The 25,668-nt window shown below is 60.9% G+C and carries 23 protein-coding genes; 10 read left to right on the top strand and 13 right to left on the bottom strand.

All coding sequences use genetic code 11. The features are described 5' to 3' along the window. Positions 1–43 precede the first annotated feature (43 nt). Together ACMGGK_RS03895 and ACMGGK_RS03890 are read left to right on the top strand one after the other, a co-directional pair. Entirely contained in the window at positions 44–928 is an 885-nt protein-coding gene (locus ACMGGK_RS03895) for an MBL fold metallo-hydrolase (protein WP_016929931.1), read from the top strand. Between the two features lie 68 nt (positions 929–996). Beyond that, positions 997–1,644 carry a DsbA family protein gene (locus ACMGGK_RS03890; protein WP_048324783.1) on the top strand — a complete coding sequence of 216 codons (648 nt, stop codon included), beginning with the start codon at positions 997–999 and terminating at the stop codon, positions 1,642–1,644. A 28-nt stretch (positions 1,645–1,672) separates the two neighbouring features. On the opposite strand, the gene ACMGGK_RS03885 is transcribed toward ACMGGK_RS03890, so the two are convergent. Beyond that, positions 1,673–2,380 carry a tetratricopeptide repeat protein gene (locus ACMGGK_RS03885; RefSeq protein ID WP_420276707.1) on the bottom strand — a complete coding sequence of 236 codons (708 nt, stop codon included), beginning with the start codon at positions 2,378–2,380 and terminating at the stop codon, positions 1,673–1,675. A 205-nt stretch (positions 2,381–2,585) separates the two neighbouring features. Here ACMGGK_RS03885 and ACMGGK_RS03880 point away from each other — a divergent pair, with 205 nt between their 5' ends. Continuing rightward, on the top strand, positions 2,586–4,313 hold the full coding sequence (locus tag ACMGGK_RS03880) for an ABC transporter ATP-binding protein/permease (RefSeq protein ID WP_028127675.1): 1,728 nt from the start codon (positions 2,586–2,588) through the stop codon (positions 4,311–4,313). A 36-nt stretch (positions 4,314–4,349) separates the two neighbouring features. Here ACMGGK_RS03880 and agaF read toward each other — a convergent pair whose 3' ends face one another. Genes agaF through agaR form a run of 6 tightly spaced genes read right to left on the bottom strand, consistent with a single transcriptional unit; the run spans position 4,350 to position 9,030 of the window. Beyond that, positions 4,350–4,784 carry a PTS galactosamine/N-acetylgalactosamine transporter subunit IIA gene (gene agaF / locus ACMGGK_RS03875; RefSeq protein WP_016929935.1) on the bottom strand — a complete coding sequence of 145 codons (435 nt, stop codon included), beginning with the start codon at positions 4,782–4,784 and terminating at the stop codon, positions 4,350–4,352. A 10-nt stretch (positions 4,785–4,794) separates the two neighbouring features. After that, positions 4,795–5,688 carry a PTS system mannose/fructose/sorbose family transporter subunit IID gene (locus ACMGGK_RS03870; protein ID WP_420276706.1) on the bottom strand — a complete coding sequence of 298 codons (894 nt, stop codon included), beginning with the start codon at positions 5,686–5,688 and terminating at the stop codon, positions 4,795–4,797. Then, entirely contained in the window at positions 5,678–6,457 is a 780-nt protein-coding gene (gene agaW / locus ACMGGK_RS03865) for a PTS N-acetylgalactosamine transporter subunit IIC (RefSeq protein WP_239442480.1), read from the bottom strand. Before agaW ends, ACMGGK_RS03870 begins: the two co-directional genes overlap by 11 nt. A 14-nt stretch (positions 6,458–6,471) precedes the next feature. Then, positions 6,472–6,948 carry a PTS N-acetylgalactosamine transporter subunit IIB gene (agaV, locus tag ACMGGK_RS03860; protein ID WP_004931808.1) on the bottom strand — a complete coding sequence of 159 codons (477 nt, stop codon included), beginning with the start codon at positions 6,946–6,948 and terminating at the stop codon, positions 6,472–6,474. A 1-nt stretch (position 6,949) separates the two neighbouring features. Continuing rightward, the gene (locus tag ACMGGK_RS03855; protein WP_420276705.1) at positions 6,950–8,233 is read right to left on the bottom strand and encodes a D-tagatose-bisphosphate aldolase, class II, non-catalytic subunit; all 1,284 of its coding nucleotides are present in this window, start codon (positions 8,231–8,233) and stop codon (positions 6,950–6,952) included. A 23-nt stretch (positions 8,234–8,256) separates the two neighbouring features. After that, complete coding sequence (gene agaR / locus ACMGGK_RS03850) at positions 8,257–9,030, bottom strand: transcriptional repressor AgaR (protein ID WP_004931804.1); 774 nt, start codon at positions 9,028–9,030, stop codon at positions 8,257–8,259. 502 nt (positions 9,031–9,532) lie between these two features. Here agaR and ACMGGK_RS03845 point away from each other — a divergent pair. Beyond that, positions 9,533–10,753: a CynX/NimT family MFS transporter gene (locus ACMGGK_RS03845; protein ID WP_420276704.1), complete on the top strand. Its 1,221-nt coding sequence runs from the start codon at positions 9,533–9,535 to the stop codon at positions 10,751–10,753. A 183-nt stretch (positions 10,754–10,936) separates the two neighbouring features. On the opposite strand, the gene ACMGGK_RS03840 is transcribed toward ACMGGK_RS03845, so the two are convergent. Continuing rightward, entirely contained in the window at positions 10,937–11,050 is a 114-nt protein-coding gene (locus ACMGGK_RS03840; protein ID WP_049232362.1) for a YmiA family putative membrane protein, read from the bottom strand. A gap of 388 nt (positions 11,051–11,438) precedes the next feature. After that, positions 11,439–13,091, bottom strand: coding sequence for a multidrug ABC transporter permease/ATP-binding protein (locus ACMGGK_RS03835; RefSeq protein WP_028127677.1), 1,653 nt, complete (start codon positions 13,089–13,091; stop codon positions 11,439–11,441). 178 nt (positions 13,092–13,269) lie between these two features. On the opposite strand from ACMGGK_RS03835, the gene ACMGGK_RS03830 reads away from it, so the two are divergent. The 3 genes from ACMGGK_RS03830 to lldD all read left to right on the top strand — a co-directional run bounded on the left by ACMGGK_RS03830 (position 13,270) and on the right by lldD (position 17,279). Further along, a complete protein-coding gene (locus tag ACMGGK_RS03830; RefSeq protein ID WP_016929942.1) occupies positions 13,270–14,190 on the top strand; it encodes a LysR family transcriptional regulator in 921 nt (306 codons plus the stop codon). A gap of 323 nt (positions 14,191–14,513) precedes the next feature. Next, a complete protein-coding gene (locus ACMGGK_RS03825) occupies positions 14,514–16,097 on the top strand; it encodes an L-lactate permease (protein WP_420276703.1) in 1,584 nt (527 codons plus the stop codon). A gap of 42 nt (positions 16,098–16,139) precedes the next feature. Next, complete coding sequence (gene lldD, locus ACMGGK_RS03820; RefSeq protein ID WP_033632193.1) at positions 16,140–17,279, top strand: FMN-dependent L-lactate dehydrogenase LldD; 1,140 nt, start codon at positions 16,140–16,142, stop codon at positions 17,277–17,279. Between the two features lies 1 nt (position 17,280). Here the strand turns inward: lldD and ACMGGK_RS03815 are convergent, their stop codons facing one another. Together ACMGGK_RS03815 and ACMGGK_RS03810 are read right to left on the bottom strand one after the other, a co-directional pair. Continuing rightward, on the bottom strand, positions 17,281–18,090 hold the full coding sequence (locus tag ACMGGK_RS03815; protein ID WP_016929945.1) for a MoaF C-terminal domain-containing protein: 810 nt from the start codon (positions 18,088–18,090) through the stop codon (positions 17,281–17,283). Between the two features lie 36 nt (positions 18,091–18,126). After that, positions 18,127–19,344, bottom strand: a complete 1,218-nt coding sequence (locus ACMGGK_RS03810) for an MFS transporter (RefSeq protein ID WP_079450546.1) — start codon at positions 19,342–19,344, stop codon at positions 18,127–18,129. A 717-nt stretch (positions 19,345–20,061) separates the two neighbouring features. Between ACMGGK_RS03810 and ACMGGK_RS03805 the strand changes: the two genes are divergently transcribed. Both ACMGGK_RS03805 and ACMGGK_RS03800 read left to right on the top strand, forming a co-directional pair. Continuing rightward, complete coding sequence (locus ACMGGK_RS03805) at positions 20,062–20,979, top strand: TIGR03571 family LLM class oxidoreductase (RefSeq protein WP_420276702.1); 918 nt, start codon at positions 20,062–20,064, stop codon at positions 20,977–20,979. Positions 20,980–21,137: 158 nt separating this feature from the next. Beyond that, positions 21,138–21,569, top strand: coding sequence for a VOC family protein (locus tag ACMGGK_RS03800; protein ID WP_016929947.1), 432 nt, complete (start codon positions 21,138–21,140; stop codon positions 21,567–21,569). Positions 21,570–21,575: 6 nt separating this feature from the next. On the opposite strand, the gene ACMGGK_RS03795 is transcribed toward ACMGGK_RS03800, so the two are convergent. Beyond that, entirely contained in the window at positions 21,576–23,072 is a 1,497-nt protein-coding gene (locus ACMGGK_RS03795; protein WP_420276701.1) for a BCCT family transporter, read from the bottom strand. 207 nt (positions 23,073–23,279) lie between these two features. Between ACMGGK_RS03795 and betI the strand changes: the two genes are divergently transcribed. Further along, positions 23,280–23,876 (top strand): transcriptional regulator BetI, encoded by a 597-nt coding sequence (betI, locus tag ACMGGK_RS03790; protein ID WP_033639489.1) that lies wholly within the window; start codon positions 23,280–23,282, stop codon positions 23,874–23,876. Positions 23,877–23,894: 18 nt separating this feature from the next. Here betI and ACMGGK_RS03785 read toward each other — a convergent pair whose 3' ends face one another. Continuing rightward, on the bottom strand, positions 23,895–25,664 hold the full coding sequence (locus ACMGGK_RS03785; RefSeq protein WP_028127682.1) for an ABCB family ABC transporter ATP-binding protein/permease: 1,770 nt from the start codon (positions 25,662–25,664) through the stop codon (positions 23,895–23,897). Positions 25,665–25,668 lie beyond the last annotated feature (4 nt).

Here is a 25,668-nt window from a genome sequence, read left to right as displayed (position 1 = left end):
TAACATCGTTACAACATTAACCGATACCTAAGGACCTCTGCCCATGTTTAAGAAATCACTGTTAACTCTGGCCTTCACCGGCGTCGCCACACTGAGCACTTACGCCACCGCTGCCGATACCCTGACCATGGAAGTGTATAACCCGGGCGAGAAAAGCGTGTTCCCGGTGTCTTCCGAAATCGTCAGCGGCCAACACGAAGTGGCGCTGATTGACGCTCAGTTCCAGCGTAACGATGCCGAAGAGCTGGTGAAAAAGATCAAGGCGACCGGCAAGAAGCTGACCACCGTTTATATCAGCCACTCAGACCCGGATTTCTATTTCGGTCTGGACGTGATTAAGGCGGCCTTCCCGGAGGCGAAAATCATCGCTTCGCCAGGCACCATCAAGGACATCAACGCCACCAAAGACGGCAAAGTCGCCTATTGGGGCCCGATCCTGAAAGACAACGCGCCGAAAACCGTGATCGTGCCACAGCCGCTGCAGGGCGACAGCTTCACCATCGACGGCCAGAAAGTGGAAGTGAAAGGCCTGAACGGCCCGACCCCCGATCGCACCTTCGTCTGGATCCCGGCGCTGAAAGCGGTCGTGGGCGGCGTCGCGGTCGCCGGTGACAATATCCATCCGTGGATCGCCGACAACCAGACCGAGGAATCGCGCCAGCACTGGCAGCAGACGCTGAAAAACATCGAAGCGCTGAAGCCGCAGGTCGTCGTGCCGGGCCACTTCCTGCCAGGCGCCGCGCAAACGCTGGCATCGGTGCACTTTACCCAGAAATACCTGACCACGCTGGAAGCCGAACTGCCGAAGGCCAAGGACTCCGCCGCGCTGATTGAAGCGATGAAAAAGCACTACCCGACGCTGAAAGACGAATCGAGCCTGGAACTGAGCGCAAAAGTGCTGAAAGGCGAGATGAAGTGGCCGCAATAAGCGCCCCTGCGTGATTGAACCAGCCCCGGCGCCGCGGCGAGTTGCCGCGCGCCAAGCGAGGAGTAAAGATGACCGAAACCACGTTACATTACATTTTCGATCCGCTGTGTGGCTGGTGCTATGGCGCCGCGCCGCTGGTGAAAGCGGCTCAGAGCCTCCCCGGGCTGAAGATCGTGCCGCACGCCGGCGGCATGATGACCGGCAACAATCGCCGCCAGATCACCGACGAGTGGCGCAACTATGTCATTCCGCACGACAAACGCATCGCCGAAATGACGGGCCAGCCGTTCGGCGAAGCCTATTTCAACGGCCTACTGCGCGACACCACGGCGGTGATGGATTCCGAACCGCCGATCACCGCTATCCTGGCGGCGGAAAAGCTGTCTGGACGCGGGCTGGACATGTTGCATCGCATTCAGCAGGCGCACTATAAGGAAGGCCGGCGCATCGCCGACACGCCGGTGCTGGAAGCGTTGGCGAAAGAGCTGGGGTTGCCTTCGGCGGCGTTTATCGCCGAAATGCGCTTCAACAGCGGCGCACCGACCGCGCAACACATCGCGGAAAGCCGGGCGCTGCTCGCCAAAGTGCAAGGCCAGGGCTTCCCGACCTTTGCGCTGCAGGACAGCGAAGGCCACCTGCATCTGCTGCCGGCCGGGAACTATCTGGGCAATGTGGAAGCCTGGAAGAACCTGCTGGGCGCCGCCGCGCTGGCGTAACCCTTCTCGCCCCGATCGCCGGGGCGAGTCATTCGACCCGCACGAACCGCCCTTCCGCCCGCACGTTGTGACCGAACCCGCAATCCCCCCGCGTATGCATCTCCAGCGCTTGTTCGCCAAACGCCATCGTCACGTCGCAGACCTGCGCGCTTTCCGCTTCATGCTGGTGGTAGACAGCCTTGCCGTGTTCGATCGGCAGCTCGGCGGTGAAGTCGCCCATGTTCGGCCCGTAATACAGCCCCATCTGCGGCATGGCGTAGCCGGAAAACGCGATCAACCAGCGATCGCCCTGCGGCTTCACCGCCACTTCGCTCCACACGCCGCGCCCGGCGTATTGCCAATACACGCCGCCCGGCCCCTTGGGCTGCGGCTGCTGCGCCAGGCGTTGGCGCAACAGGCTCATGTTGTGCTGCGATTTGTCGTCGTGCGGCGCCAGCGCCAGATAGGCCTGCGCCTTGAGCAATTCCCCGGCGTGCATCAGCGACAGCGCCACGTTGTTGTAAGCCGTGGCGACAGCCTGCTCGCTCAGGCCGCAAAACTCGCTCCAGGCCGCCTGATCGCGAAAGATGTCGGCGGCTTTGGCGTAATCCTGCCGCTGATAGGCCTTTTTTCCCAGTTCGGCGTAGCTCGCCACCTTTTGACAGTCGGCGGCGATGTCCGGCTCGTCAATGTGCGCCCAGGCCCGGGCGCTGGCGAAGACGCCGCAGGTCAGCAACAGGGGAAACCAAGCCTTCATCGTTTATCCTTTCTGCAAAAATTCGGCGCCAGTATAACCGCCCTGCGCCGGAGTGTATGCCGCAATTGCGCCCGCCAGCGCGCCGCTGACGATTCAGCCGCCTTATTTCAAACGGTTAGCGGAGTCAAAACTGCTTACAGTCGCGGTTTGTTTGTTACCGGCCCGCAGCCCATGCTGAACAAAACACCGCAATTATCGAGCCGTTATGAACGCAACCCCCTTGCAGAAACACGCCGTGTGGCAGTTGATCAAACCCTTTTGGGTGTCTGAGGAGCGATGGCGCGCCTGGATGATGCTAACAGCCATCGTCGTCCTGTCGCTTGGTCTGGTCTATATCAGCGTGCAGATCAACCAGTGGAACCAGGTGTTCTACGATGCGTTGCAGAACAAAAACTACCCGGTGTTCAAGGCGCAGCTGTGGCGCTTCACCTATCTGGCGCTGATCTTCATCGTGCTGGCGGTCTACAAGATCTACCTGACTCAGGGGCTGCAGATGCGCTGGCGGCGCTGGATGACGGAAAAGTTCATGGGAAAATGGCTGGCGCACCAGGCGTATTACCATACCGAGCAGCAGCAGATCGTCGATAACCCCGATCAGCGTATCGCTGAAGATCTCAACGTACTGACTCAATATACCCTGTCACTGTCGCTCGGGCTGCTCTCCAGCCTGGTGACGCTGTTTTCCTTTATCGACATTTTATGGCACGTCAGCGGGCCGATGACCTTCGCGCTCGGTCAACACGCCATCACCTTGCCCGGCTATATGGTGTGGTTCGCGCTGCTGTATGCGGTGCTGGGATCGCTGCTGATCTGGTGGGTCGGCAAACCGCTGGTCATGCTGGGCTTTAACCAGGAGCGGTATGAGGCGAACTTCCGTTTCGGCCTGATCCGCATCCGCGAAAACAACGACGCCATTGCGCTATACCACGGCGAACCGCGCGAGGCGCAACAGTTGGGTGACCGTTTCGACACCATTCGCAGCAACTGGTGGGCGATCATGCGCATCACCCGGCGGCTGAACATCGCCACCAACTTCTACGGCCAGTTCGCCATCGTGTTTCCCCTGCTGGTGGCGGCGCCGCGCTACTTCTCCGGCGCCATTCAGATGGGCGGCCTGATGCAGATCGCCTCGGCCTTCGGCCAGGTGCAGGGTGCGCTGTCGTGGTTTATCGACGCGTTTAACGACTTGGCGACCTGGAAAGCCTGCGTTAACCGTTTGGCCGGCTTCAACGCCGCCGTCGATCAGGTTCACCATCAGCCGCGCGGCATTCAGCTGCGGGAAGAGACCGCCCATCCGTTGACGCTGGATAACCTCAGCCTGAACTTGCCCGACGGCCAACCGCTGCTGGCCGGCGCAGAGATGACGCTGCAACGCGGCGATCGCCTGCTGATCGTCGGCCCTTCCGGCTGCGGCAAGTCGACGCTGCTGCGGGCCATCGCCGGTATCTGGCCTTACGGCGCGGGCGCCATCGGGGTGGCGGCCAACGCCAACACGCTGTTCCTGCCCCAGCGCAGCTACATTCCGATCGGCACGCTGCGCGAGGCGCTGAGCTACCCGAGCCTGGCGTCAGAATACAGCGACGAACAGCTGATGCGGGTGCTGGAAAACTGCCGTCTGAAACACCTGCAGCGCTGGCTGGATACCTCCGCCAACTGGAGCCATCGCCTGTCGCCGGGTGAGCAACAGCGGCTGGCGTTCGCCCGCGCCCTGTTGATTCGCCCGAGCATCCTGTTCCTCGACGAGGCCACCAGCGCGCTGGACGACGAAACCGAGCAGCTGATGTACTGCCTGCTGGTGGATGAACTGCCGGACATGACGCTGATCAGCGTAGCGCACCGCAACAGCGTGGCGAAGTACCATCAGACCTGCTGGCGCTTCAGCCGCGGCGAAGACCAACCGGCGCGCCTGGCGCTGAGCCCGTTGCCGGCATAACTCACGAAGCCGGGCGCGGGCGCGCCCGGTTTTCGTTCAGATGCCATCGGCCTGCGCATCTTCGCACTTCACCCGGCGGCGTTCATGCCACAGGCTGGTCAGGCCGCGTTTACCGCACGCCAAAGCCATCTCGCGAAATTCATCCAGATTCAGCCCATCGCGCTCCAGCATCATTTCCGCCGCCAACTGCATGTTGACGCCGGTGAGCACTTCGCAATCGCCCTGCGCATCCGCCAGTTCGCAGGCGCTGCGAAACGGCGAACCGCCGAGCATATCGGTCAGGAACACCACACCGTCCGGCTGCGCCACCGCCGCCAGCGCCGAGCGTAGGGCGTCGTTGAGCTGCGCGGTGCTCATCTGTTCGGGGAAATCGACCGCCGCACAGTGCCGCTGCGGCCCCACCACTTGTTCCACCGCCTGCAACAGCCCGGTGGCAAAGCCGCCGTGGCCGGTAATCACAATGCCTGGCATAGCCCGCTCCTCACAAAATACCGATAAATTTGCCCGCCACGCCGATCGCTACGGTGACGCCAATCAGCTTCACCGGCGAGAAACCGCGCTTCATCAGGAAGAAAATGAGCAGCGTGAAGCACAGCGGCAACAAGTTGGGCATCAGCTTGTCCAGCACGTCGGTCTGCAGCGCCACGCTGGCCTTGCCGGCGTGCATCACCAGCGGCGTGGACAGGTGCACATACGAGGCCACCAGCGCGCCGATCACCGTCATGCCGACGATCGACGCGGCGTGAGAAATGCGCCGGGTGTGGGTCTTCAGCAGCGCCAGCGCGCTGGTGCCGGCCTGATAACCGTAGTGCGCCAGCCCAAAACGCAGGCCGAAGTGGAATAGGTTGAACAGCAGCAGGAAGACGATCGGCCCGAACAGGCTGCCCTCCAATGCCAGCGAAGCGCCTATGCCGGCGCAGATCGGCAACAGCGTCAGCCAAAACAGCGCGTCGCCGATGCCGCCGAGCGGCCCCATCAGCGCCACTTTCACCGCGCGAATGGTGGAGATCTTCTCCTTGTTCTGCTCCATCGCCAGCACCAAACCGGTCAGGAAGGTGACGTCGAACGGGTGCACGTTGATAAATTCCATGTGCATCTTCATCGAGTTGGCCAGATCCTGCGGGTTGCGGTGGATCTTGCGCAGCCCGGGGATCAACTGATACAGCCAGCCGCCCGCCTGCATGCGCTCGTAGTTGAACGACGCCTGCAACAGCAGCGAACGCCAGGCCATGCGGTTGATGTCGCCGCGCGTCAGCGCTTCGGCGGGCTGGCTGTCCAGATAATCGTCCTGCTCCACCTGGCTGGTGGCCAGCGCCTGCGCCATGCGCTGCTCGGCCTTTTGCGCCAGCAGATCGTCGGAATCGTTAAATGCCATCTTCGGCGTCCTCCTGCGGAGCGGGCCGGGCGGTCGCCTCTGCCGTGCCGCGTTGCGTGTTGAAGAAATCAATCAAAGCGATCGCCAGGGCGCCCAGCGCCACCGCCAGGATCGGCAGCTTGAGAAACGTGACCGAGATGAAACCAAGGATAAAATAGGCCACGTAGGTTTTTTTCATCATCACCTTCATCAGCAGCGAGAAACCGATCGCCGGCATCATGCCGCCCGCCACCGCCAGCCCGTCCAGCAGCCAGCCCGGCGCTTTCTGCACCATGTCGCTGGCCGCATCGGCGCCGAAGTAAATCGGCAGGAACGCCACCACGAAATAGAAGATGAACAGAATGCTGATGCCCAGGTAATTCACCCGTTCGATGCCGCGCCAGTTCAGCGCTTTCACCATGCGATCGCAGCGGTGCATCATCGGTGAGTACAGCGTAAACAGCAGCGTGATGCAGCCCTGCACCGCAATCGAGAACGGCACCGCCACGCCGATCGCCACTTTAGGGTCGGCCTTGGTCAGAATGGCGAACGCGGTGCCGATCACTCCGCCGATCACCACGTTCGGCGGTTGGGCGCCCGCCAGCGGCACCATGCCCATCCACACCAGCTCCAACGTGCCGCCCACCAGCAACCCGGTGTAGACGTCGCCCAAAATCAGCCCCACCAGCGGCCCCATCACCACCGGCCGGTGGAAATGGGTCAGACCGTCGAACAGGTCAACCCCGGCCAATCCGGCCAACAACGCAATCAATAGCGCATCCGTCAACATGCTTCCCCCCTGGCTCAAAAGAGCAGTTTGCCGATCGCCTCGCCCGCTTCATCCGGCACCCGGCGCACTTCGCACTCCACGCCCAGTTCCGCCAGCGCGCGGAACGCGGCCACGTCGCCGTCGTCCAGCGACACCGTTTTGTGCACCTGCCGCTTCCCCTCGGCGAAGTGCATGTTGCCGACGTTGACGAAACGGATCGGCACCCCGCCGCGCACCAGCGTCAACACATCCTGCGGCGTTTTGCACACCAGGAAGATCTTCTGCCGATCCGCCGCCTTGTGGATCACGTCGATGGTTTTCTGCAGCGTGAAATAACGGGTCTGCACCCCTTCCGCCACCACCATGTCCATCAGGTTCTGCTGCACCGGATCGGCGGCGGCCTCGTCGTTGGCCACCACCACCAGGTTGGCGCCGAGGGTATTGGTCCAGGTCACGCCCACCTGGCCGTGCACCAGACGATTGTCGATGCGAGTCATTAAAATGTTCGGCATGTCAGCGGCCCTCCGGGTAACAGGCGGCGTGGTAATCGTCGAGCACCTGCGTCACTTTATGCAGCACCCACTCCTGCGGATCGGCGCTCAATTCGCCGGCGTTCAGCGACCGCGCCTGATCCGGCAGGTACTGGCTGAGCAGCGCCAGCGGCGCCGGGCTGCGGCGCAGGTTGTCCAGCAAACCGTCGACCGCCTGCTGCACCTGCGGCTGCGGCCAGTAGTAACGCACCCTATCGCTCAGGCTGTAGTGGCGATCGAGATACTGTTGGTGCGGCGTGCCGTGGTAATAGCGGCTCCACTGCTGCGGCTGCTCGCGCATCACCTGCTCCAGCGTGGCGCACAGCTGCGCCGACTGGCGTTCCCCCAACCATTCGCGTTCGATGCGATCGAGGGCGAACAGCGCTTCGCGCAGCGCGAAGGTCAGCGCCGGCCCCACCTTCAGGATGGCGAAGTGATCGCGCACCAGTTGGCGGTAGGCCTGCGGCGGTTGGTAATCCGTAGAGTGCGCTTCATAGATCATGCCCGGCTGCCGTTCGATGAAATGGCTCAATGCGTCGGCGCGCTGCGGTTGGTAATGCTCAACGCTGTGGTGATCGAACTCGACGCCCGGCTGCACCACCAGCGCGATAGTTCGCTGCCAGGCATCGTTCAGCTCGGCTTTTTGCCAGGCGATACGATGCGTTTCCAGCGTTTGCGCCACCGCCTGCGGCGTGGTGACCTGCAGACCCGCCAGCGCCTCCTGCGCGCCGCCCGGCACCGGCACCTCGGTGCCGATCACATAGACCGGCGCTTCGCCGCCGCTCTGCGCCCAGGCGCGTTCCGCCACCGCGCACAAACGCGCCGCCCGCTCGGCAACCGTGGCATCCCCCAGGGGCGAGGGATCATCGGCGCACGACATGGAACAATCGAGGTGAATTTTGCGAAATCCGGCGCGAACGTAATCGTCTATCAAGATTTCCGCCAGCGCCATCGCTTCCTGAGCCGGGCGATCTTGCCAGGCGTTTGGCCCCAGATGATCGCCACCCAGCCACACGCGCTCGCGCGCCAGGCCTACTTCATCCGCCAGACGCCACAACCCATCGCGGAACTGGGCCGCCGTTTGGCCGGTATAGCCGCCGAATTGATTGACCTGGTTGGACGTCGCCTCCACCAACACCGGCGTGCCGCGGGCTTTGGCCTGCCGCAGCGCGGCCTTCAGAACCCAGGGATGGGCGGAACAGACGGAAAAGATCCCGACCGGCATACCGGCCTTGTGCTGCTCGACAAGCTGTAACAACTGCTGCATGAAGCCCCCATGCAGGCGCCCTGCTACCGATCGGCGATGATGACCTCCACGCCCAGCTCGGTTAACGCCCGCTCGTAATCGTCCGGAAGACGGCTGTCGGTGATCAGCCGATGGATTTGTCCGGCTTCGCGAATCATGCAAAAGCTCTTGCGACCAAATTTGCTGGCATCCGCCACCGCGATAATCTCGCGCGCCACCTCGCACATCACGCGATTGAGGTGCGCTTCACCGGGGTGAGGCGTGGTGATGCCGGCGCTCAGATCGAACCCGTCGACGCCCAAAAACAGCTTGTCGAAGCGGTACTGACGCAATTGCTGCTCGGCAGCCGGACCGTAGAGCGAGTAAGAGTTGCGGCGCACGCTGCCCCCCAGCACCATGACTTCCACCCCGTCGTTTCCCGAAAGCTCGTAGGCAATGTTCAGCGCATTGGTCATCACCACCAGATCGCGCCGCCCCTTCAGGAACGGCACGATCTGCGCGGTGGTTGAACCGGAATCGAGGATCAGCGCATCGCCGTCGCGCACATAGCCGGCCGCCGCGTTGGCGATCAGCGTTTTGACGTCGCGATTCAACCGCCCTTTGTCCCGCAGCGGCCGATCGAAAGCGAATTGCTGATTGAGCATCGCGCCGCCGTAAGCGCGCAGCGCACACCCTTTTCGTTCCAGAAAGCGCAGATCGTTGCGGATCGTCACCGTGGATACCGCAAACTGTTTGCTGAGCTGTTCCACGCGCACGCTGCCGTGCTCGCATAACAGATCGATAATGTGTTCACGTCGCTTTGCGGTATTCACTGGCATGAGCTGCGGTCCTCAGGTTTCCGGCATCGCCGGGGAGAAGATGGCTTTCGCTCTACTGCGCTCGCATTACAGCAAAGCGAAAGCAATGAAATTGTGATCGGGATTACAGCCCCGTTTTAGCAAAAAAACCGCCAAAAAACCTTTCGAATCGAAACGGATCGAAAAGCCCAAAAGCGGAAGGGGGAAAAAGTGAAATGCCATGACGGGCGATACCCCCGGAGCGCTGAGGCGTGGGCTGCACGGAAAGCGAAAGCGGCGCATGGTGCGCTCCGCGCCATGACTTTTAGTTCACTCAGTGACCAAGATCACATAATGGCAATTATCCGGCGGCCGGCGGGGATTAACCGCCGCCATCCCGCCGGGCCGTACCCTTGTCAGCACGAGCCATCTTCCCTACACTGGCGATCGGATACCGTCGATTTTCGGTACGTAAGCGTTAACGTCAATCAACGCATCACGCCATGCAGCACTGATTGACTGCATGCCTTGGTGCGAGGAACCCATGCCGCAACCCGCTTCACCCCCAGCGTCCACCGCGACCCCGCGTCGCCGGTTACACCGCCCTATTCTGCTTATCGTCGGCATTATGCTGATCGCGGCCAATTTGCGCGCCGCCCTGACCAGCGTCGGCCCGCTGCTGGAGCAGATCCAGCAACAGCTGGCGTTGTCCGCCACCGCCGCCGGCCTGATCAATTCGCTGCCGCTGATCCTGTTCGCCATCCTCTCGCCGTTGACCCCGGCGCTGGCGAAACGCATCGGTATTGAGCGCACCCTGGGCCTCGCCCTCGCGCTGCTGATCTGCGGCATCGCCCTGCGCTCCCTGCCGCAAGACGCCATGCTATGGCCGGGCAGCATCCTGATCGGCGCCGCCATCGCCTTCGCCAACGTAGTGCTGCCGACGCTGGTGAAAAGAGATTTCCCACATCGCGCCGCCGCGATGATCGCCGCCTATGCGGCGGTGATGTCGCTGGTTGCCGCCATCGCTTCCGGTCTGGCCGTGCCGCTGGCTTCGCTGGCCGACCTTGGCTGGCGGTTCTCCTTGTTATGCTGGGGCTTGCCTGCGCTGTTGGCGCTGCTGGTGTGGTTGCCGCAACTGCGGCGCTCCGCCACTCCCGCCACTAGAGAGCCGCAGCCGACGGAGCCGCAACGCTATCGCTCTCCCTGGGGCAGCGCGCTGGGCTGGCAAGTGGCGATGTTCATGGGGCTGCAATCGATCGCCTTCTACACCATCATCGGCTGGTTCAGCGCTTTTGCCGCCAGCCACGGCACCTCCGCTCAGCAGGCGGGTTTCGAACTGTTCGTTTACCAGGTGGTGGCGATCGTCGCCAACTTTGTCATGGTGGTGATTTTGCCGCGGGCGCGCGATCAGCGGGCGATAGCGTTGGGCAGCTCGCTGCTGATCTTCATCGGCGTCGGGGGATTATTGGTGCAACCCGCCAGTTCACTGGTGTGGCTGACGTTTGCCGGGTTGGGGGCGGGGAGTTCGCTGGTGCTGGCGCTGTCGTTCTTTGGATTGCGCAGTCAGCATCATCATCAGGCGACGCTGCTGTCGGGTATGGCGCAATCCGTCGGTTATCTGTTGGCGGCGCTGGGGCCCACCCTATTCGGCCTGCTGCACGATCTGACGGAAGGCTGGCGCTTGCCGTTGATCGCCCTGCTGAGCCTGACCGTCTTGCAAATGCTGTTCGGCGCGCTGGCCGGCCGCAGCCGCGTGATCAGCTAACGCTGCGGCGCAATGGGGGCCGCGCCGGCTCAGAGTCGGTGTCCTGCCATAAATCTTCAATAAAGGCGCGCTGCTCATCGCTCAGCACCCATGACGGCGGAATTTTGGACTGTGCGCGACGCTCAGCGCCCTCACGGTTTTTAGCCTGCTTTTTGTTCACGAATCGCCTTCCTGCTTAACCTGCTAACTCAGTAACCAATAAATCACGGCGGCGGTTAACAGCCAGAACAGCCCGCTACCGATAAACACACACAGCCATGCTCTACGTTTGATATCAGATCCATCCTTGCTCACCACAGCGCCCTCAACCAATAGATTAAACCATTCAAACCACAATTATCGATCTGTTTTAACGATCGATAAAGTAGTTTTTTCCTATGGAAATTTAAAAAACAGCTGCTAGCCATAGACCTGCATCACCGCCTCAGTAAGAACGGCACCGTGGATATCACTGTTATCGGCAGGCGATAACTTGAATTGATAGGCGAACGAACGTGCAGTGTGCCATATCTTTAAAGGTCAAAATTAAACCACTGGTAAATAATTCAACTATCAATTACTTGACTGGCCATAAGCCAAATCGGCAACAGACAGCGCTGAAGGCGGGGGATAAAATGAAGCGACGTACTGGGATCATGCGGAGAGAAGCACCGGCCCGCTTTAGTCTCGCTCGGGCCGGTGTGAGTTAACCGATTCTGCTGACGGAATCCCGGCTGGCGTGTTCACGCTCGCTGCCGGTCAGCTCACGTAAATGACCCGAGCGCATCTCAAGCAGCCGATCGGCGTGTTCGAAATAGTGATCGTCATGGCTGATGGCAAACACCGTTTTGCCCAGCGCGCGCAGTTCTGGCAACAGCTCGCGATAGAAAATGCGCCGGAATTGCGGATCCTGATCCGCGGCCCATTCATCCAACAGCAAGATATCGCGCTGTTCCGCCACGGCCAGTAGCAAAGCCAGACGCTTGCGCTGCCCCTGCGACAGTTGCGGGTTGGTCACCCTGGCGCCGTCGAACTGCAGTTTGCTTTTCATATTCAACCGCTCGAGCCAGCCGGCGACCAGTTCCGCATCGGGCTCGCCGCCTTCCGGCCCTTGCAAACGATCGAACTGATGAAAATCGGTGAAAATCGCCGAAAACAGCCGACGATAGCCCGGCATATCCGCCGCGGTCTGTGCGACGCCATCCAGAACGATGTGCCCGCTCACCGGCCGGTACAACCCGGTCAACAGCATCGCCAGCGTTGACTTGCCGCTGCCGTTGCCGCCGATCAAAAAGACCAGCTCGCCACGCCGCAGCGTCAGATTAAGCGGCCCGACGGCAAAACCGGGCTGTTGCGCCGTATCGGCATAGTGAAAAACCACGTCGCGCAGCTCCAGCGTCTGCCAGGAACGGCCTGCGGCGGCAGGAAACGCCGGTTGGTACTCGGCCAGGCGCAGCGTCTTCAGCTTGTTGAAGGCGACTTCGGCGCTGACCAGCGTCGGAAACGCCCCGACCGCCTGCAGTAATGGCGTGCGCAAGAACAGCAGCGTCAGGGAATACGTGGCGGCCACCGCCGAGTCCGCCCATCCCAGGCTGTTAGCCATAAAGAACACCAGTCCGATCGCCCCCAACATCATGATATTTGACCAGTTGAGCGCACTCAAATGGAAGGTATCGGCGCGAATGATATGGTGGCGGTAAGCTTGCGCATCGGGTTGATAGGTCTGTTCGTACAGCGCCTGCGCTCGCTTGCGGTTTAACGTCAGTTCCTTGCGACCGTCAATCACCGATTCGTAATGATGATAGAGGCGCTCTTCCGACTCGCGCAAACTGGCCATATGGCGATAAACCCGCGAGACCAGGCAGCCGCTGCCCACCACGGTGACGGCGACCCACACCGCCGTCACCGCCAGCATTTTCGGCGATAGCCACCCCAGATAGGCCGCCGACCCCAGGGTTAAAATCACCCCTTGCACCAGTTCGGGCAAGCGCACGAAGGCGACGGTGATATTGCGGACATCGCTGGAGAGGCTGGCCAACAATGAGGCGCTGCCTAACTGTTCAAGGCGTTCAATATCGGTATCCAGGATGCGTTTCACTAACTGCCCGCGCAGGCGGTAGACGAAGTAATGGCCCAATGTCGTCAGCGCCAATTGCGATCCCAGCGTGACCGCCATCAGCAATGCCAGCAGGGCGAGAAACATCGGCAGCACAGCCAATGCATCGCCGCCGGCGTCCATCAGGTATTGATTGATAAACGCAATGATACCGATGCCCAAGCCGGCGCTGGTCATGGTCAATGCCATAACCGCCAGAAATGGCCAACGATACTGGTGATAAACCACCCGTAGCAGTTCCATGAAAAAACCTCTGAAGTCGCGATCTGGCAGGCATTGTAAGCGGCGCGAGAATGAGATCAAGACGAATTCTCATTGCTCGCGCAGCCTCTGATTTCGACGCCAAGGGCATTTTGATGATTGCTTATTGAAACGAGAGACTTACACTGGCGCCACTTGCCGCTGAAGGGAACAGCCGATTATGCTCGCGACTCACGAATACGCCAACGACCTGATTCTGTTTGCCCTGATTGTCGACTGCGGCTCGTTCAGCAAAGCCGCGGAGAGCGCCGGCATCACCAGCTCGGTGGTCAGCAAACGCATCGGGCGGTTGGAAAAATCGCTGGGCGCCCGCCTGTTGTACCGCACCACCCGCAGCCTGACGCTGACCGAAAGCGGCCAGGCGCTCTACCAACAGGCCAAAGAGATCGGCGCCAAAGTGCAGGAGGCGCTGTACGCCGTCAGCGAAAAGAGCGAAGAGTTGACCGGCACCATCCGCATGTCGGTGCCGACCATTTCGGGCGAGCTGCTGCTGAGCGAAAGCGTGGCGGAATTTTGCGCCCTGCATCCCAGCCTGAAGGTCGAAATGCGGCTGGAAAACCGCTTCGTCGATCTGGTGGAAGAAGGCATCGATCTGGCGATCCGTACCGGGACCATGCCGGACTCCAGCCTGATTGCCCGGCCGATCTTCGATTCCCGCTGGGTGATCGTCTGCTCGCCGGGCTACCTGGAAAGCCACCCGGAACCGCGCAGCGCCGACGATCTGCTGAGCCACAACTGCCTGACCTACACCTACCAAGAGAGCGGCACCGCCAACTGGCTGATGAAGCGGCCGGGGCGCAACGACATCTACGAGCTGCAGGTTAACGGCAACCTGTCGGCCAACAATGCGCGGGCGATCCGCAAAGCGGTGATCGGCGGCCACGGCATCGCCATGGTGCCGCGCTGCATGGTGTATGAAGATTTGCAGGACGGTAAACTGACGGAGATCCTGGCCGGCCACTGCGGCAAAGTGCTGGGCATTTACGCCGTTTATCCTTACACCCGCAATCTGCCGTTAAAAACCCGTCTGCTGATCGAACATATCATCGGTTCCTACCAAAATATCAGCCATTATTTTTGAGTTTTCCTCTCGGATTATTTCCCCGCTACCGCAAAAGACCGCGGGGATTACGGCATTTTTGGACATAATCTATTGAACATTACTGCCTAATTAATGTGAGCTCGCGCACTTATCGCACATCAACACTCCCTATCATGCTGATTTTAAATCAATTAATTTAACCCCTTCTACCGGCGTTTTTCCCTGTCCCGACGCCGTTCGCCGATGTTAAAAAATTACCGCATGGCATCATCGCCAACGTTGTGATTAGAATGAAAATGTTGCGGTAATTAACCTTTCAGCTACATCTCTCTGCCCATAAAAATAATAACCCTGAGGATCTTATGCCCCTGCTTTTCAGTATTGCGCCCATCATCCTGCTGATTTGGATGATGACTAAAAGGAATGGCGTGCCCTCTTACCTCGCCCTGCCGCTGACGGCCGCCGTGGTGTATGCCGTACAGCTCCTGTGGTTCGATGCCTCGCTGCGGCTGCTGCATGCCAATATCATCACCGCGCTGGTGTCGACGCTGACGCCGATCACCATCATTGCCGGCGCCATCCTGCTCAACAAACTGATGCAGGTAAGCGGCGCGGAAAACGTGGTGCGCCGCTGGCTGGAAACCATCAGCCCCAATCCCGTGGCCCAACTGATGATTATCGGCTGGGCGTTCGCCTTTATGATCGAGGGCGCCAGCGGCTTCGGCACACCGGCCGCCATCGCCGCGCCGATTCTGGTCGGGCTGGGCTTCAACCCGCTGCGCGTCGCCCTGCTGACGCTGGTGATGAACTCGGTGCCGGTCTCCTTCGGCGCCGTAGGCACCCCCACCTGGTTCGGCTTTGCCAACCTCGGCCTGTCGGACGCCAGCCTGCTGGATATCGGCCGGCAAACCGCGCTGATCCACGTTGTCGCCGGCTTCGTCATTCCTCTGCTGGCGCTGCGCTTTATCGTTTCCTGGCAGGATATCCGCCGCAACCTGCCGTTTATCCTGCTCAGCGTGCTGAGCTGCACCCTGCCCTATCTGCTGTTGGCCCAGGTGAACTATGAGTTCCCGGCGCTGGTCGGCGGCGCGATCGGCCTGGCTCTGTCGGTGCTGCTGGCGCGCGGTGGCATCGGCCTCGCCCGCGGCGACAAACCGCAGAGCGCCGCGCAGGCGGTGCCGTTCATGCAGGTGGTCAAGGCCATGACCCCGACCCTGCTGCTGATTGCTATTCTGATAGTGACGCGCGTCCACCAGTTGGGCCTCAAGGCGCTGCTCAACAACACCGCGCTGCTGTGGCAGGAAAACCTCGGCTGGCTCGGGGAGCTGCGCATCAGCCGGGCGCTGATCGTCGAACTGCAGCAGGTGCTGGGCACCGCCGCCGCCGCCGGCTACAAAACGCTGTATGTCCCGGCGCTGATCCCGTTCCTGTTGGTGGTGCTGCTGTGTATTCCGCTGTTCCGTCTGAATAGCGGCCAGGTGCGGCAAATGTTCAGCGAAACCGGCGGGCGCATCGCGCGGCCCTTTATCGCCCTGTTCGGCGCGCTGGTGATGGTTAACCTGATGATGCAGGGCGGCGACAACGCGCCGGTGATCCTGATCGGTAAAGCGCTGGCGGCGCTGACCGGCGACAGCTGGCTGCTGTTCTCGTCGTTCCTCGGCGCGCTGGGCTCGTTCTTCTCCGGCTCCAATACCGTTTCGAACCTGACGTTCGGCGGCATTCAGCAGTCGATCGCCCAGAGCAGCGGTCTTGATGTCAACCTGACGCTGGCCTTGCAGTCCGTCGGCGGCGCCATGGGCAACATGGTGTGCCTGAACAACATTATCGCGGTCTGTTCGATCCTCGGGATCGGCAACGCCGAAGGCAAAATCATCAGAAAGACCGTACTGCCGATGCTGGCGTACGGCGGGATTGCGGCCGGTATGGCAACGATCCTCACGCTCTGACCGAACACTCGTTATCGCAAGCAAGAAAAGAAGGTAAACACTATGATCATCTCCGCGTCAACCGACTACCGGGCCGCCGCCCAGGCCAAACTGCCGCCGTTTCTGTTTCACTATATCGACGGCGGGGCCTACGCGGAGCATACGCTGAAGCGCAATACCGCAGATCTGGCCGATATTGCCTTGCGCCAGCGCGTGCTGCGCAATATGTCCGAACTCAGCCTGGAGACTACGTTGTTCGGCGAGCAGCTGGCGATGCCGGTGGCGCTGGGGCCGGTGGGGCTGACCGGCATGTACGCCCGCCGCGGCGAAGTGCAGGCCGCGCGCGCCGCGGCCAAAAAAGGCATCCCGTTCACGCTGTCCACCGTGTCGGTCTGCCCGATCGAAGAGGTGGCGCCGGCGATCGATCGGCCGATGTGGTTCCAGCTCTACGTGCTGAAAGATCGCGGCTTTATGCGCAACGCGCTGGAGCGCGCCAAAGCCGCCGGCGTGAAAACGCTGGTGTTTACCGTCGACATGCCGGTACCCGGCGCCCGTTACCGCGACGCCCACTCAGGGATGAGCGGCCCCAACGCCGCCCTGCGCCGCGTGCTGCAGGCGTTTACCCATCCGCAGTGGGCCTGGGATGTCGGCCTGTTCGGCAAGCCGCACGACCTGGGCAACGTCTCGGCCTACCGCGGTAAACCGACCAGCCTGGAAGATTACATCGGCTGGCTGGGCGCCAACTTCGATCCGTCGATTTCCTGGAAAGATCTGGAGTGGATCCGCGAGTTCTGGGACGGCCCGATGATCATCAAAGGCATTCTGGATCCGGAAGACGCCAAAGACGCGGTGCGCTTCGGCGCCGACGGCATCATCGTCTCCAACCACGGCGGCCGCCAACTGGACGGCGTGCTGTCGACCGCGCGCGCCATGCCGGCGATCGCTGACGCGGTGAAAGGCGACATCACCCTGCTGGCCGACTCCGGCATCCGCAGCGGCCTGGACGTGGTGCGCATGATCGCGCTGGGCGCCGACAGCGTGCTGCTGGGGCGCGCCTTCGTCTATGCGCTGGCGGCGGCCGGCGAAGCCGGGGTGGCTAACTTGCTGGATCTGATCGACAAAGAGATGCGCGTCGCCATGACGCTCACCGGCGCGAAAACCATTGCGGAGATCAACGCCGGATCGCTGGTCAGAAACGCCTGAATCAAAGCGGCTGTACCCCTTCCGGGTAGGCGTTGTAGCTCATCTTGCTGATGAACGCCCCGGCCGGTGACACCAACACCCGGCCGGCGGCGTCCAACCCGAGGAAGGTGCCGGTGCAGCGCCCGGAGACAAAGTCGAAGAAGAACACCGAGCACACCGGGATAATCTTTTCCCGGAAGGTGAACAGGAACATCTCGTCCTCAAACTTGTAGTAAGTGGCGTAGTCCATGTCGCCGTGGCCGAATTGTTCGCCGCGCAGGTTTTGCCAGGCGTAGCGCTCGGTGTTGACGTAGAAGTGTTCGTAATAGTGGTTGGGGCTGTAGACATTCAGCGTGCGATAACCGATCAGCTCGCGGGTCAGATGCGGCGCGACGCCGCCCGGCGTGACGCCGGCAATCTGCCCAACGTGGAAGCTTTGCTTGAGGCGAGATCCCTTTTCCACCGTTTGCTCGGGCAGCAACGTGCTGCGCACCAGCAGCGCCCGGCCGCTGTCGCGGTTGAGCACCAGCGTCAGGCATTCGTTGCCCGGCGTCTGCAGCGGAATATTGAAGAAATAGCGCGCGGCGGAGGTTTGCACCTCTTCGTAAGCGTCCTCGCCGCTCTCCCCGCCCCAGGCCCACAGCACCCGCTGCCGATCGGCGCTGAAACGCAGCGTGATTTCCCCGCCGCCTTCAAAGGCGATCTGCAACGTTTTGCCGCGCCAGTCCTGAGTGCCCGGCAGCCGGTTGGTGTCGATGCCGCGCGCGAAATCGTCGTAATTCTTCCAGTCCGGTTCGGCATTTTGATTCAGTACGGATGGTTCTGCTGACATCTTCGCTCTCCTTGATTGAATGGGATGAAAATCGCCTCAGACGTCAGCGACGCCCGCCGGTTTCACCGCTCGGCGGTTCACCACGGCAGGGGCGGTTTCATCGAGAAAACAACTCAGTACGCCGGCGCACACGGCGCCGGCGGCCGCCAGCCACATCACGCTGACCAGCCCGTAGCGATCGGCGATCAGCCCGGCGATAAACGGCGCCAGGCAGCCGCCAATCACCTCGCCAATCCCCATCACCAGCCCCAACGCGGTAGCGATGCGAGCCGGCGACACCGTTTCAGACGGGATGGTGGCCATAAACAGCGTGAAACAGCCAAGGCCGGTATAAGACAGGAACACCAGCACGCCCAGCAGCCACGGGTTATCGACGTAGCTCAGGAACAGCGGGCAGCACACCGCCAGCAGCGAAAAGAAGATCAGCGTCGGCTTGCGGCCGAAGCGATCGGAAATCGCCGGCACCGCCACGCCCCAGAAGACCCAGGCGGCGCCGATGGCGCTCATGATGCCGCCCATCGTGCCTTCGCCGAAGCCGCGGTCGGTCACCAAAAAGTTGGGGGTGAAGGTAATGATGATCATGAACCAGGTGACGAACACGCAGGAGATCAGAATGCACAGCGCCACGTTCTTGATTTTGAACAGCTCGCCGTAAGCACCTTTGTTCGCCGCCTTGTCGACCGCCGGCGGGGCGCTGAAAGCGGGATCCTTCTTGCCGTTCACATAGCGATAGATCAGCCACGCCAGAATGATGCCCGGCACGGCGGTCAGGTGAAACGCCATGCTCCAGCCCCACTTCTGCGCCAGATAGATGATCAGCGGCGGCGCGATAATGCCGCCCAGCAGCCCCGGCGCCGCGCCCTGGATCAATCCCATGTTGAAACCGCGGCGCTGCGGCTGCGATTTTTCCACCATCAACGACTGTGCGATCGGCAATACCGGCCCTTCGGCGATCCCCATCAACGCTCGGAAGATCAATAGCATGGCAAAGCCGCTGACCAACCCCGACAGCGCGGAGAACAGCGAAAACACCAGGATCGACAAGATCAGCATCGGTTTACGGATATTAAAACGATCGGCTATCGCCCCCAGCCCGGCGCCAGACAGCGCCCAGGTTAACGCCAGCACCGCCGACAGGGTGCCGAGATGCACGTTGCTGAGCTTGAGGTCGGCGGCAATCATCGGAAACAGAAACGAGATGGTCAGACGATCGACGAACACACAGCCGAAAACGAAAAATAAAATAATCAGCAACCGGTTCTCTTCACTTAATGCGCTGCGAGGCTCTGGCGATGTATTCATAGCGTCATGTGTCCATAAGTTAACTTATGAATGGCAAGCCGCCATGGCATAAGTGTGTTAAGCGCACGGCCAAGAGAGATATTGGCCCTCCGTCACGACAACAACTCATTAACATGTTAATGACATAAAATTATCGTAAGCCGGCGGTCTGTCAACCGGCGCTTTCTTAGAGACGAATGAAGTTTTTATTCGGTACTATTTCAAAATCGCATTATCACAAAAAGATATTTTACCCCTCTGTTTTTACAGACAATAAAATAATAACGGGTATTTTTCTTCGGTTAAAAATGCCTATTTCCACGCCATTCCCGAATAATCTCAACGATCACTCTTCAGGCTTATTAATTTTTTATCCGTATTGAATGAACGCTGGGGAATATTCAGTTTTACTTTTATCTATTGAATCATTTGGTTTTATTTTATTGCCGCACAACAAACTAACTCTTATGAGGGAAAGGCTATTGGCAGGGTTACATAATTTCATCTGGACAATAGCAAAAGCGCAGAGCGTGACGTAAATCACGGCAATCATGCCGTATCCTGCAAAGCAATTATGCTCGCAACAGCAATTATCTATTGCGATTAGGGCTGTTTATCTCAATTTAGCGCCATGCAACACTTCGGGCCATCGTTCGACACCGCGCCGCAAGGCCTGAGACGGAGTGACACATGAGCATCGAAAGACTAACCTGGGAGCCGCTTTCCATCGGCATCGAGTTGCCGCTGGACAACGATTGGTCCACCAGCGGGCAGCTGAAACGCCAGCAGGACGGGCGACCGTTCGGCGTGCCGGACATGAGCGAACATGCTGCGCGCATCAAGCTGGCCGATGAGCTCGGCTTTCGCGCCGCCTGGGTTCGCGACGTGCCGCTGTACGATCCGGACTTCGGCGACGCCGCGCAGGTGTTTGAGACCTTTACCTACCTCGGCTACCTGTCCAGCCTGACGCGCAATATTCTGCTGGGCACCGCGGCCGTGGTGCTGCCGCTGCGCCAGCCGTGGCTGGTGCGCAAAGCGGCTTCCACGCTGCAAACGCTGAGCGGCGATCGTCTGCTGCTCGGCGTCGCCAGCGGCGATCGCCCCGTGGAGTACCCGCTGTTCGGCGCCGATTACGCCGCGCGCGGTGAAAACTTCCGCACCAGCGTCGGCATTCTCAAAGGGGAAGCCGACAGCGCGCTCCAGCCTGGATTGCGCCTGCTGCCGGCCACGCCGCCGCCGCCGCTGCTGGTCGCCGGGTTGGCGCAGCAAACGCCCGAGTGGGTGGGCAAAAATATGGATGGCTGGCTGTCGTATCCCGGCACGCCTGCGGACCACGTTTCGCGGGTCAAACTCTGGCGTAACGTAGCCGGTGACAAGCCCTACGTCAGCTTTATTCATCTCGACCTCACCGATAACGCCGACGCGCCGATTCAGCGCCATCGCTTCGGCATCAAGAGCGGCCGTAATGGATTGATTCAGGAACTGAGCGCCATGCGTGACGCCGGGGTCAACCACATCGGCCTGCATTTCCGCCGTAACCAGCGGCCGCTGGAAGAGACGATGCAGGAGATCGGTCAACTGGTGTTGCCGGAATTCCATCGCGCCTGACGCCCGCTTTAGCCCGCTATTCCGACCTGAGCTGGTCTTTGCCCCGTTACCGGGGCTTTTTTATTTCCGCCGCTGCTGGTTCATAACAACTCAGTCTAATCCCTGCGGCCAAACGGCGGCATGATGACGGGGAAACGAGCCACCATGGGGAATGAGCAATGACGGCAAAACTGACAGAAGCGGGCTTTTGGCGCAAAACCGCCGACTCTTCATCGCTGCGCGTGCCGCGCGTGCTGATCCGGGTCTACGTCGACGAAGGCGAGATCGACCGCGCCATCGCGTTTTACGAGCAGCTGCACGGCGTGGAAGCGGATATGCGTTTCGACTTTCCCGCGCATCGGCTGGTGCTGGCGGCGGTGGGGCCGTTTCTGATCCTGGAAGGCTCGGAAGAAAGCCTGCGCCCTTTCCGCAGCACCGTCGGCACATTGCTGGTCGATGACATTTATCCCTACCATCAGCGGCTGCTGGCCGCCGGAGCCGATATCTTCTTTGGCCCGGTGGAAGTGCCCACCGGCGCCTGTTTCAATGCCCGCCTGCCGGACGGCACGATTATCGAATACGTGCATCACCGGCCGCGCGCGGACGAATAAACCGCCTCAGGGGAGCGCCGGCGTCATGGCGTAACCGCGCAGATCCTTGCGCAGGCTGACCATGTACAACACGATCACCGCCGAGAACGGCAGGCCGCACAGCACCACCGCAGTCTGCATCGCGCTGAAACTGCCGGCGTACAGCAACCCGGCGCAGATCAACGTGGTGACCGCCGCCCAAAATACCCGCAGCCAGGCCGGCGCGTCATCGTGGGCGGAACCGCCCTGGCAGGAGAGGTTCGCTATCATCAGCGTGCCGGAATCGACCGGCGTCAGGAACAGCACGAAACTGATCGCCACCACAAAACCGGCGGTCAGCTGGGTATAGGGCAGGTATTCGAACAGCTTGAACACCGCCATCGGCGGATCGCTTTGCGCCACCTGCCCGAGGATCGCCTGCCCGCCTTCCAACACCAGGCTGATGGCGGTATTGCCGAAGATCGACAGCCACGCCAGCGTGAAGCCCAACGGGATCAGCAACACGCCGAAGATCAGTTCACGAATGGTGCGCCCTTTGGAAATGCGCGCGATGAACAGCCCGACAAACGGCGCCCACGCCACCCACCAGGCCCAATAGAACAACGTCCAGGCGCCCTGCCACTGGCGCGCCTTGCCGTACAGATACATATCGAAGCTGCGGCTGACCAGCGAAGTGAGATAATCGCCAAGGTTCTGCAACATGCCGTTGAGCAGATTCAGCGTCGGGCCGGCCAGAAACACGAACAGCAGCAACAGGCACAGGAAGCCGACGTTGATGTTCGACAGCATGGCAATGCCCTTCTCGACGCCGGTGACCGCCGCCAGCGTGGCCACCACCATCATCACCACGATCAGCGCCAGCAGCACGCCGGTGCTTTGCGGAATGTCGAACAGATAAAACAGCCCCGAGTTCACCAGCAGCGCGCCGATCCCCAGGTTGGTCACCATCGAAATCACCGTCACCAGAATGCCGAAACTGTCCACCAGATGGCCGGCGCCGCCGTGGATACGCTCGCCGAAGATCGGGTATAACGCAGAGCGCAGCGCCAACGGCAGGCCGCGGCAATAGGCGAAATAGGCCAGCGCGGTGGCGATCAGCGCATACAGCGCCCAACCGTGCAGCCCCCAGTGCAAAAAGGTGAGCGCCATCGCCTGCCGCGCCGCCTGCACGGTGCCGCCGCTGCCTTCCGGTGGCGACAGGAAGTGATCCAGCGGTTCGTAGGCGCCGTAGTACACCAGCGCAATGCCGATGCCCGACGAGAACAGCATCGCCACCCACGAGGGATAGCTGAACTGCGGCGGTTCGTCATCCTGGCTGAGGCGAATATGGCCGAAGCGCGACAGCGCCAGCCAGAAGACGAACACCATGCAGGCGACCATCAACAGCATGTAGTACCAGCCGAACACGTCGGCGACCCAGCTTTGCGCGGCGTTCAACCACTGTTTGCTGGCAGCGGGAAACAGCACGACCAGCGATCCCAGCAGCAGGATCACCGCCGCCGAGGCCGAAAAATACCGGAACATTCAATCTGACAGGTTCTTCGTCAAGCGATGGAGGAGTTTTTGTTGTCATTGGCAGGCTTCCATGATGCGAAAGACAGACGATTTAAATGCAACTTTTAATTAACATTCTATCGTCATTTATTTGACATTTTCGCAGCATATAGAGTATTGATTGACCGTTCAATCAATCAAATTCAAAGTGTGATTTGCCTATCAGTTGGGGAAAATATGTACCGCAGAGACATTCCTGAGCAGCGCAAGGAGCAGTTGATTAACGCCGCCTTCGAGACCATAAACGTCGTCGGGCTGGCCGGCGTCACCCTGTCTCAGGTGGCGAAAGAAGCCGGGCTGTCGACCGGCATCGTCAGCCACTATTTTGGCGATAAAGAGGGGTTGCTGAGCGCCACCATGCGCAAGATCCTGCGCGATCTGCGCGACGCGGTGGCCGAGTGCCGCGCGCAAGCGGCGAGCGACAGCCAGTCACAGCTGTTCGCCATTATCCAGGGCAACTTCCACCCCAGCCAAACCAACGCCGTGTCCATGCGCGCCTGGCTCGACTTCTGGGCCGCCAGCATGCATCAGCCGGTGCTGCGCCGCCTGCAGCGCGCCAACGATCGGCGGCTCTATTCCAATATTTGCAGCCAGTTCCGCCGCGAGCTGCCGCTGCAGCAGGCGCGCGACGCGGCGCGCGGGCTGGCGGCGATGATCGATGGGCTTTGGCTGCGCGGCAGCCTGGCCGGCGACGAGACAGACCTAAAACAGGACTGCCGCATCGCCTGCGACTACGTGGCGCAGCGGCTCAACGCCGCCCAGCAGCAGGGGTGAACGTGAACGGCGGCTCCATCAGTGCGGTTCCTGCTCTTCACTGTACTGGGTTTGCCACATGGCGGCGTAGCGGCCGTTCGCGGCCAGCAACGCCTCGTGCCCCCCGCGCTCGACGATCTCCCCCGCCTCCAGCACGATAATTTCATCGGCGTCCACCACGGTGGAGAGCCGATGAGCGATCACCAGCGTGGTGTGGTTGCGGCTCACCTCGCGCAGGTGCCCCTGGATTTCGCGCTCGGTCTGGGTATCCAACGCGCTGGTCGCCTCGTCAAACACCAGGATGGCCGGATTTTTCAGAATGGTGCGCGCAATCGCCACCCGCTGCTTTTCCCCGCCCGACAGCTTCAGCCCGCGCTCACCCACCCGGGTGTCGTAACCGTCGGGCAGACCGACGATAAAATCATGGATATGCGCCAGCCGCGCCGCCCGCTCGATTTCTTCATCGCTGGAGCCGGTTTTGCCGTAACCGATGTTATAACGCAACGTATCGTTGAACAGCACCGTATCCTGCGGCACGATGCCGATCGCCTGCCGCAGGCTGGCCTGGGTCAGTTGGCGAATGTCCTGGCCGTCGAGGGTAATGGCGCCCCCCTGCACGTCGTAAAAGCGAAAAAGCAGGCGCGACAGCGTGGACTTGCCCGCGCCGGAGGCGCCGACCACCGCCACCGTGTGGCCCGCCGGAATGGTAAAGCTCACCTGCTTGAGGATCGGCCGACGCGTGTCGTAACCGAAGCTGACCGCGTCGAACTTCACTTCTCCGCGATCGAGGCGCAGCGGCTGCGCATCCGGGCTATCGACGATCTCACGCGGTTCCTGCAGCAGATCGAACATGTTCTCCATGTCGATCAGCGCCTGGCGCACCTCGGAATAAATAAAGCCGAAGAAGTTCAGCGGCTGATACAGCTGCAGCAGATAGGCATTGACCAGCACGAAGTCGCCGACCGTCATCGTCCCCTGCGTAATGCCCTGCGCCGCCATGGTCATCATCACGATCAGTCCGATCGAAATAATGGCGGTTTGTCCCAGGTTGATCGCCGTAAAACTGAATTGGTTCTTGATGGCGGCGTATTCGTACAGCCGGCGCGAGAGGTCGAAACGCTCGGCCTCGAACTCTTCATTGCCGAAGTACTTCACGGTTTCATAGTTCAGCAGGCTGTCGATGGATTTGCTGTTGGCGTCGGCGTTGGCCTTGTTGAGCTCGCGGCGAAAGCGGGTGCGCCAGCTGACCGCCAACACGGTGAACAGGATGTAGCAGCCGACCGTCGTCAGGATCGCCAGCGCGAACCAGCCGTTCAGCATATGCCACATGATCGCCGTGACCAGCGAGAGCTCGAACAGGATCGGCACGATGGAGAACAGCAGCCGCGACAGCACCGTGGACACCGCCTGAGTGCCGCGCTCGATGGACAGCGACAACCCGCCGGTCTGGCGCTCCAGATGGAAACGCAGGCTCAGCGCATGCAGCTGGCGGAACACCCGCACGCCCAACAGGCGCGTGGCGTTCTGGCTGACGTGGATAAACATTACGTTGCGCAGTTCCTCAAACAGCGCGCCGCCCACCCGCGCCACGCCGTAGGCGACGATCAGCCCAAGCGGCACCGCCAGCATTTTCGCCGTCTCGCCGCTCAGCGCATCGACCATCGCTTTATAAGCCAGCGGCACCAGCGTGGTGCTGACCTTGGCCGCCACCATGAACACGAAGGCCACCACCAGATACCCCCGCAGCCGCGGGTTGTCTTTCGGCCACAGATAGGGCAGCAGGAATTTCAGCAAACGGGAACGATCCATCATG

The sequence above is a fragment of the Serratia sp. BNK-33-b genome (assembly GCF_048684565.1).
Taxonomy (GTDB): Bacteria; Pseudomonadota; Gammaproteobacteria; order Enterobacterales; family Enterobacteriaceae; genus Serratia; species Serratia marcescens.
Note: the sequence above shows the minus strand (reverse complement) of the source record. Positions and strands in the feature narration are given on the sequence as shown.

What these genes read in the sequence shown, in the direction of transcription:
- ACMGGK_RS03895 (WP_016929931.1), top strand. Translation starts at nt 44, where the DNA reads ATGTTTAAGAAATCACTGTTAACTCTGGCCTTCACCGGCGTCGCCACA.
- ACMGGK_RS03890 (WP_048324783.1), top strand. Translation starts at nt 997, where the DNA reads ATGACCGAAACCACGTTACATTACATTTTCGATCCGCTGTGTGGCTGG.
- ACMGGK_RS03885 (WP_420276707.1), bottom strand. Translation starts at nt 2,380, where the DNA reads ATGAAGGCTTGGTTTCCCCTGTTGCTGACCTGCGGCGTCTTCGCCAGC.
- ACMGGK_RS03880 (WP_028127675.1), top strand. Translation starts at nt 2,586, where the DNA reads ATGAACGCAACCCCCTTGCAGAAACACGCCGTGTGGCAGTTGATCAAA.
- agaF (WP_016929935.1), bottom strand. Translation starts at nt 4,784, where the DNA reads ATGCCAGGCATTGTGATTACCGGCCACGGCGGCTTTGCCACCGGGCTG.
- ACMGGK_RS03870 (WP_420276706.1), bottom strand. Translation starts at nt 5,688, where the DNA reads ATGGCATTTAACGATTCCGACGATCTGCTGGCGCAAAAGGCCGAGCAG.
- agaW (WP_239442480.1), bottom strand. Translation starts at nt 6,457, where the DNA reads ATGTTGACGGATGCGCTATTGATTGCGTTGTTGGCCGGATTGGCCGGG.
- agaV (WP_004931808.1), bottom strand. Translation starts at nt 6,948, where the DNA reads ATGCCGAACATTTTAATGACTCGCATCGACAATCGTCTGGTGCACGGC.
- ACMGGK_RS03855 (WP_420276705.1), bottom strand. Translation starts at nt 8,233, where the DNA reads ATGCAGCAGTTGTTACAGCTTGTCGAGCAGCACAAGGCCGGTATGCCG.
- agaR (WP_004931804.1), bottom strand. Translation starts at nt 9,030, where the DNA reads ATGCCAGTGAATACCGCAAAGCGACGTGAACACATTATCGATCTGTTA.
- ACMGGK_RS03845 (WP_420276704.1), top strand. Translation starts at nt 9,533, where the DNA reads ATGCCGCAACCCGCTTCACCCCCAGCGTCCACCGCGACCCCGCGTCGC.
- ACMGGK_RS03835 (WP_028127677.1), bottom strand. Translation starts at nt 13,091, where the DNA reads ATGGAACTGCTACGGGTGGTTTATCACCAGTATCGTTGGCCATTTCTG.
- ACMGGK_RS03830 (WP_016929942.1), top strand. Translation starts at nt 13,270, where the DNA reads ATGCTCGCGACTCACGAATACGCCAACGACCTGATTCTGTTTGCCCTG.
- ACMGGK_RS03825 (WP_420276703.1), top strand. Translation starts at nt 14,514, where the DNA reads ATGCCCCTGCTTTTCAGTATTGCGCCCATCATCCTGCTGATTTGGATG.
- lldD (WP_033632193.1), top strand. Translation starts at nt 16,140, where the DNA reads ATGATCATCTCCGCGTCAACCGACTACCGGGCCGCCGCCCAGGCCAAA.
- ACMGGK_RS03815 (WP_016929945.1), bottom strand. Translation starts at nt 18,090, where the DNA reads ATGTCAGCAGAACCATCCGTACTGAATCAAAATGCCGAACCGGACTGG.
- ACMGGK_RS03805 (WP_420276702.1), top strand. Translation starts at nt 20,062, where the DNA reads ATGAGCATCGAAAGACTAACCTGGGAGCCGCTTTCCATCGGCATCGAG.
- ACMGGK_RS03800 (WP_016929947.1), top strand. Translation starts at nt 21,138, where the DNA reads ATGACGGCAAAACTGACAGAAGCGGGCTTTTGGCGCAAAACCGCCGAC.
- ACMGGK_RS03795 (WP_420276701.1), bottom strand. Translation starts at nt 23,072, where the DNA reads ATGTTCCGGTATTTTTCGGCCTCGGCGGCGGTGATCCTGCTGCTGGGA.
- betI (WP_033639489.1), top strand. Translation starts at nt 23,280, where the DNA reads ATGTACCGCAGAGACATTCCTGAGCAGCGCAAGGAGCAGTTGATTAAC.
- ACMGGK_RS03785 (WP_028127682.1), bottom strand. Translation starts at nt 25,664, where the DNA reads ATGGATCGTTCCCGTTTGCTGAAATTCCTGCTGCCCTATCTGTGGCCG.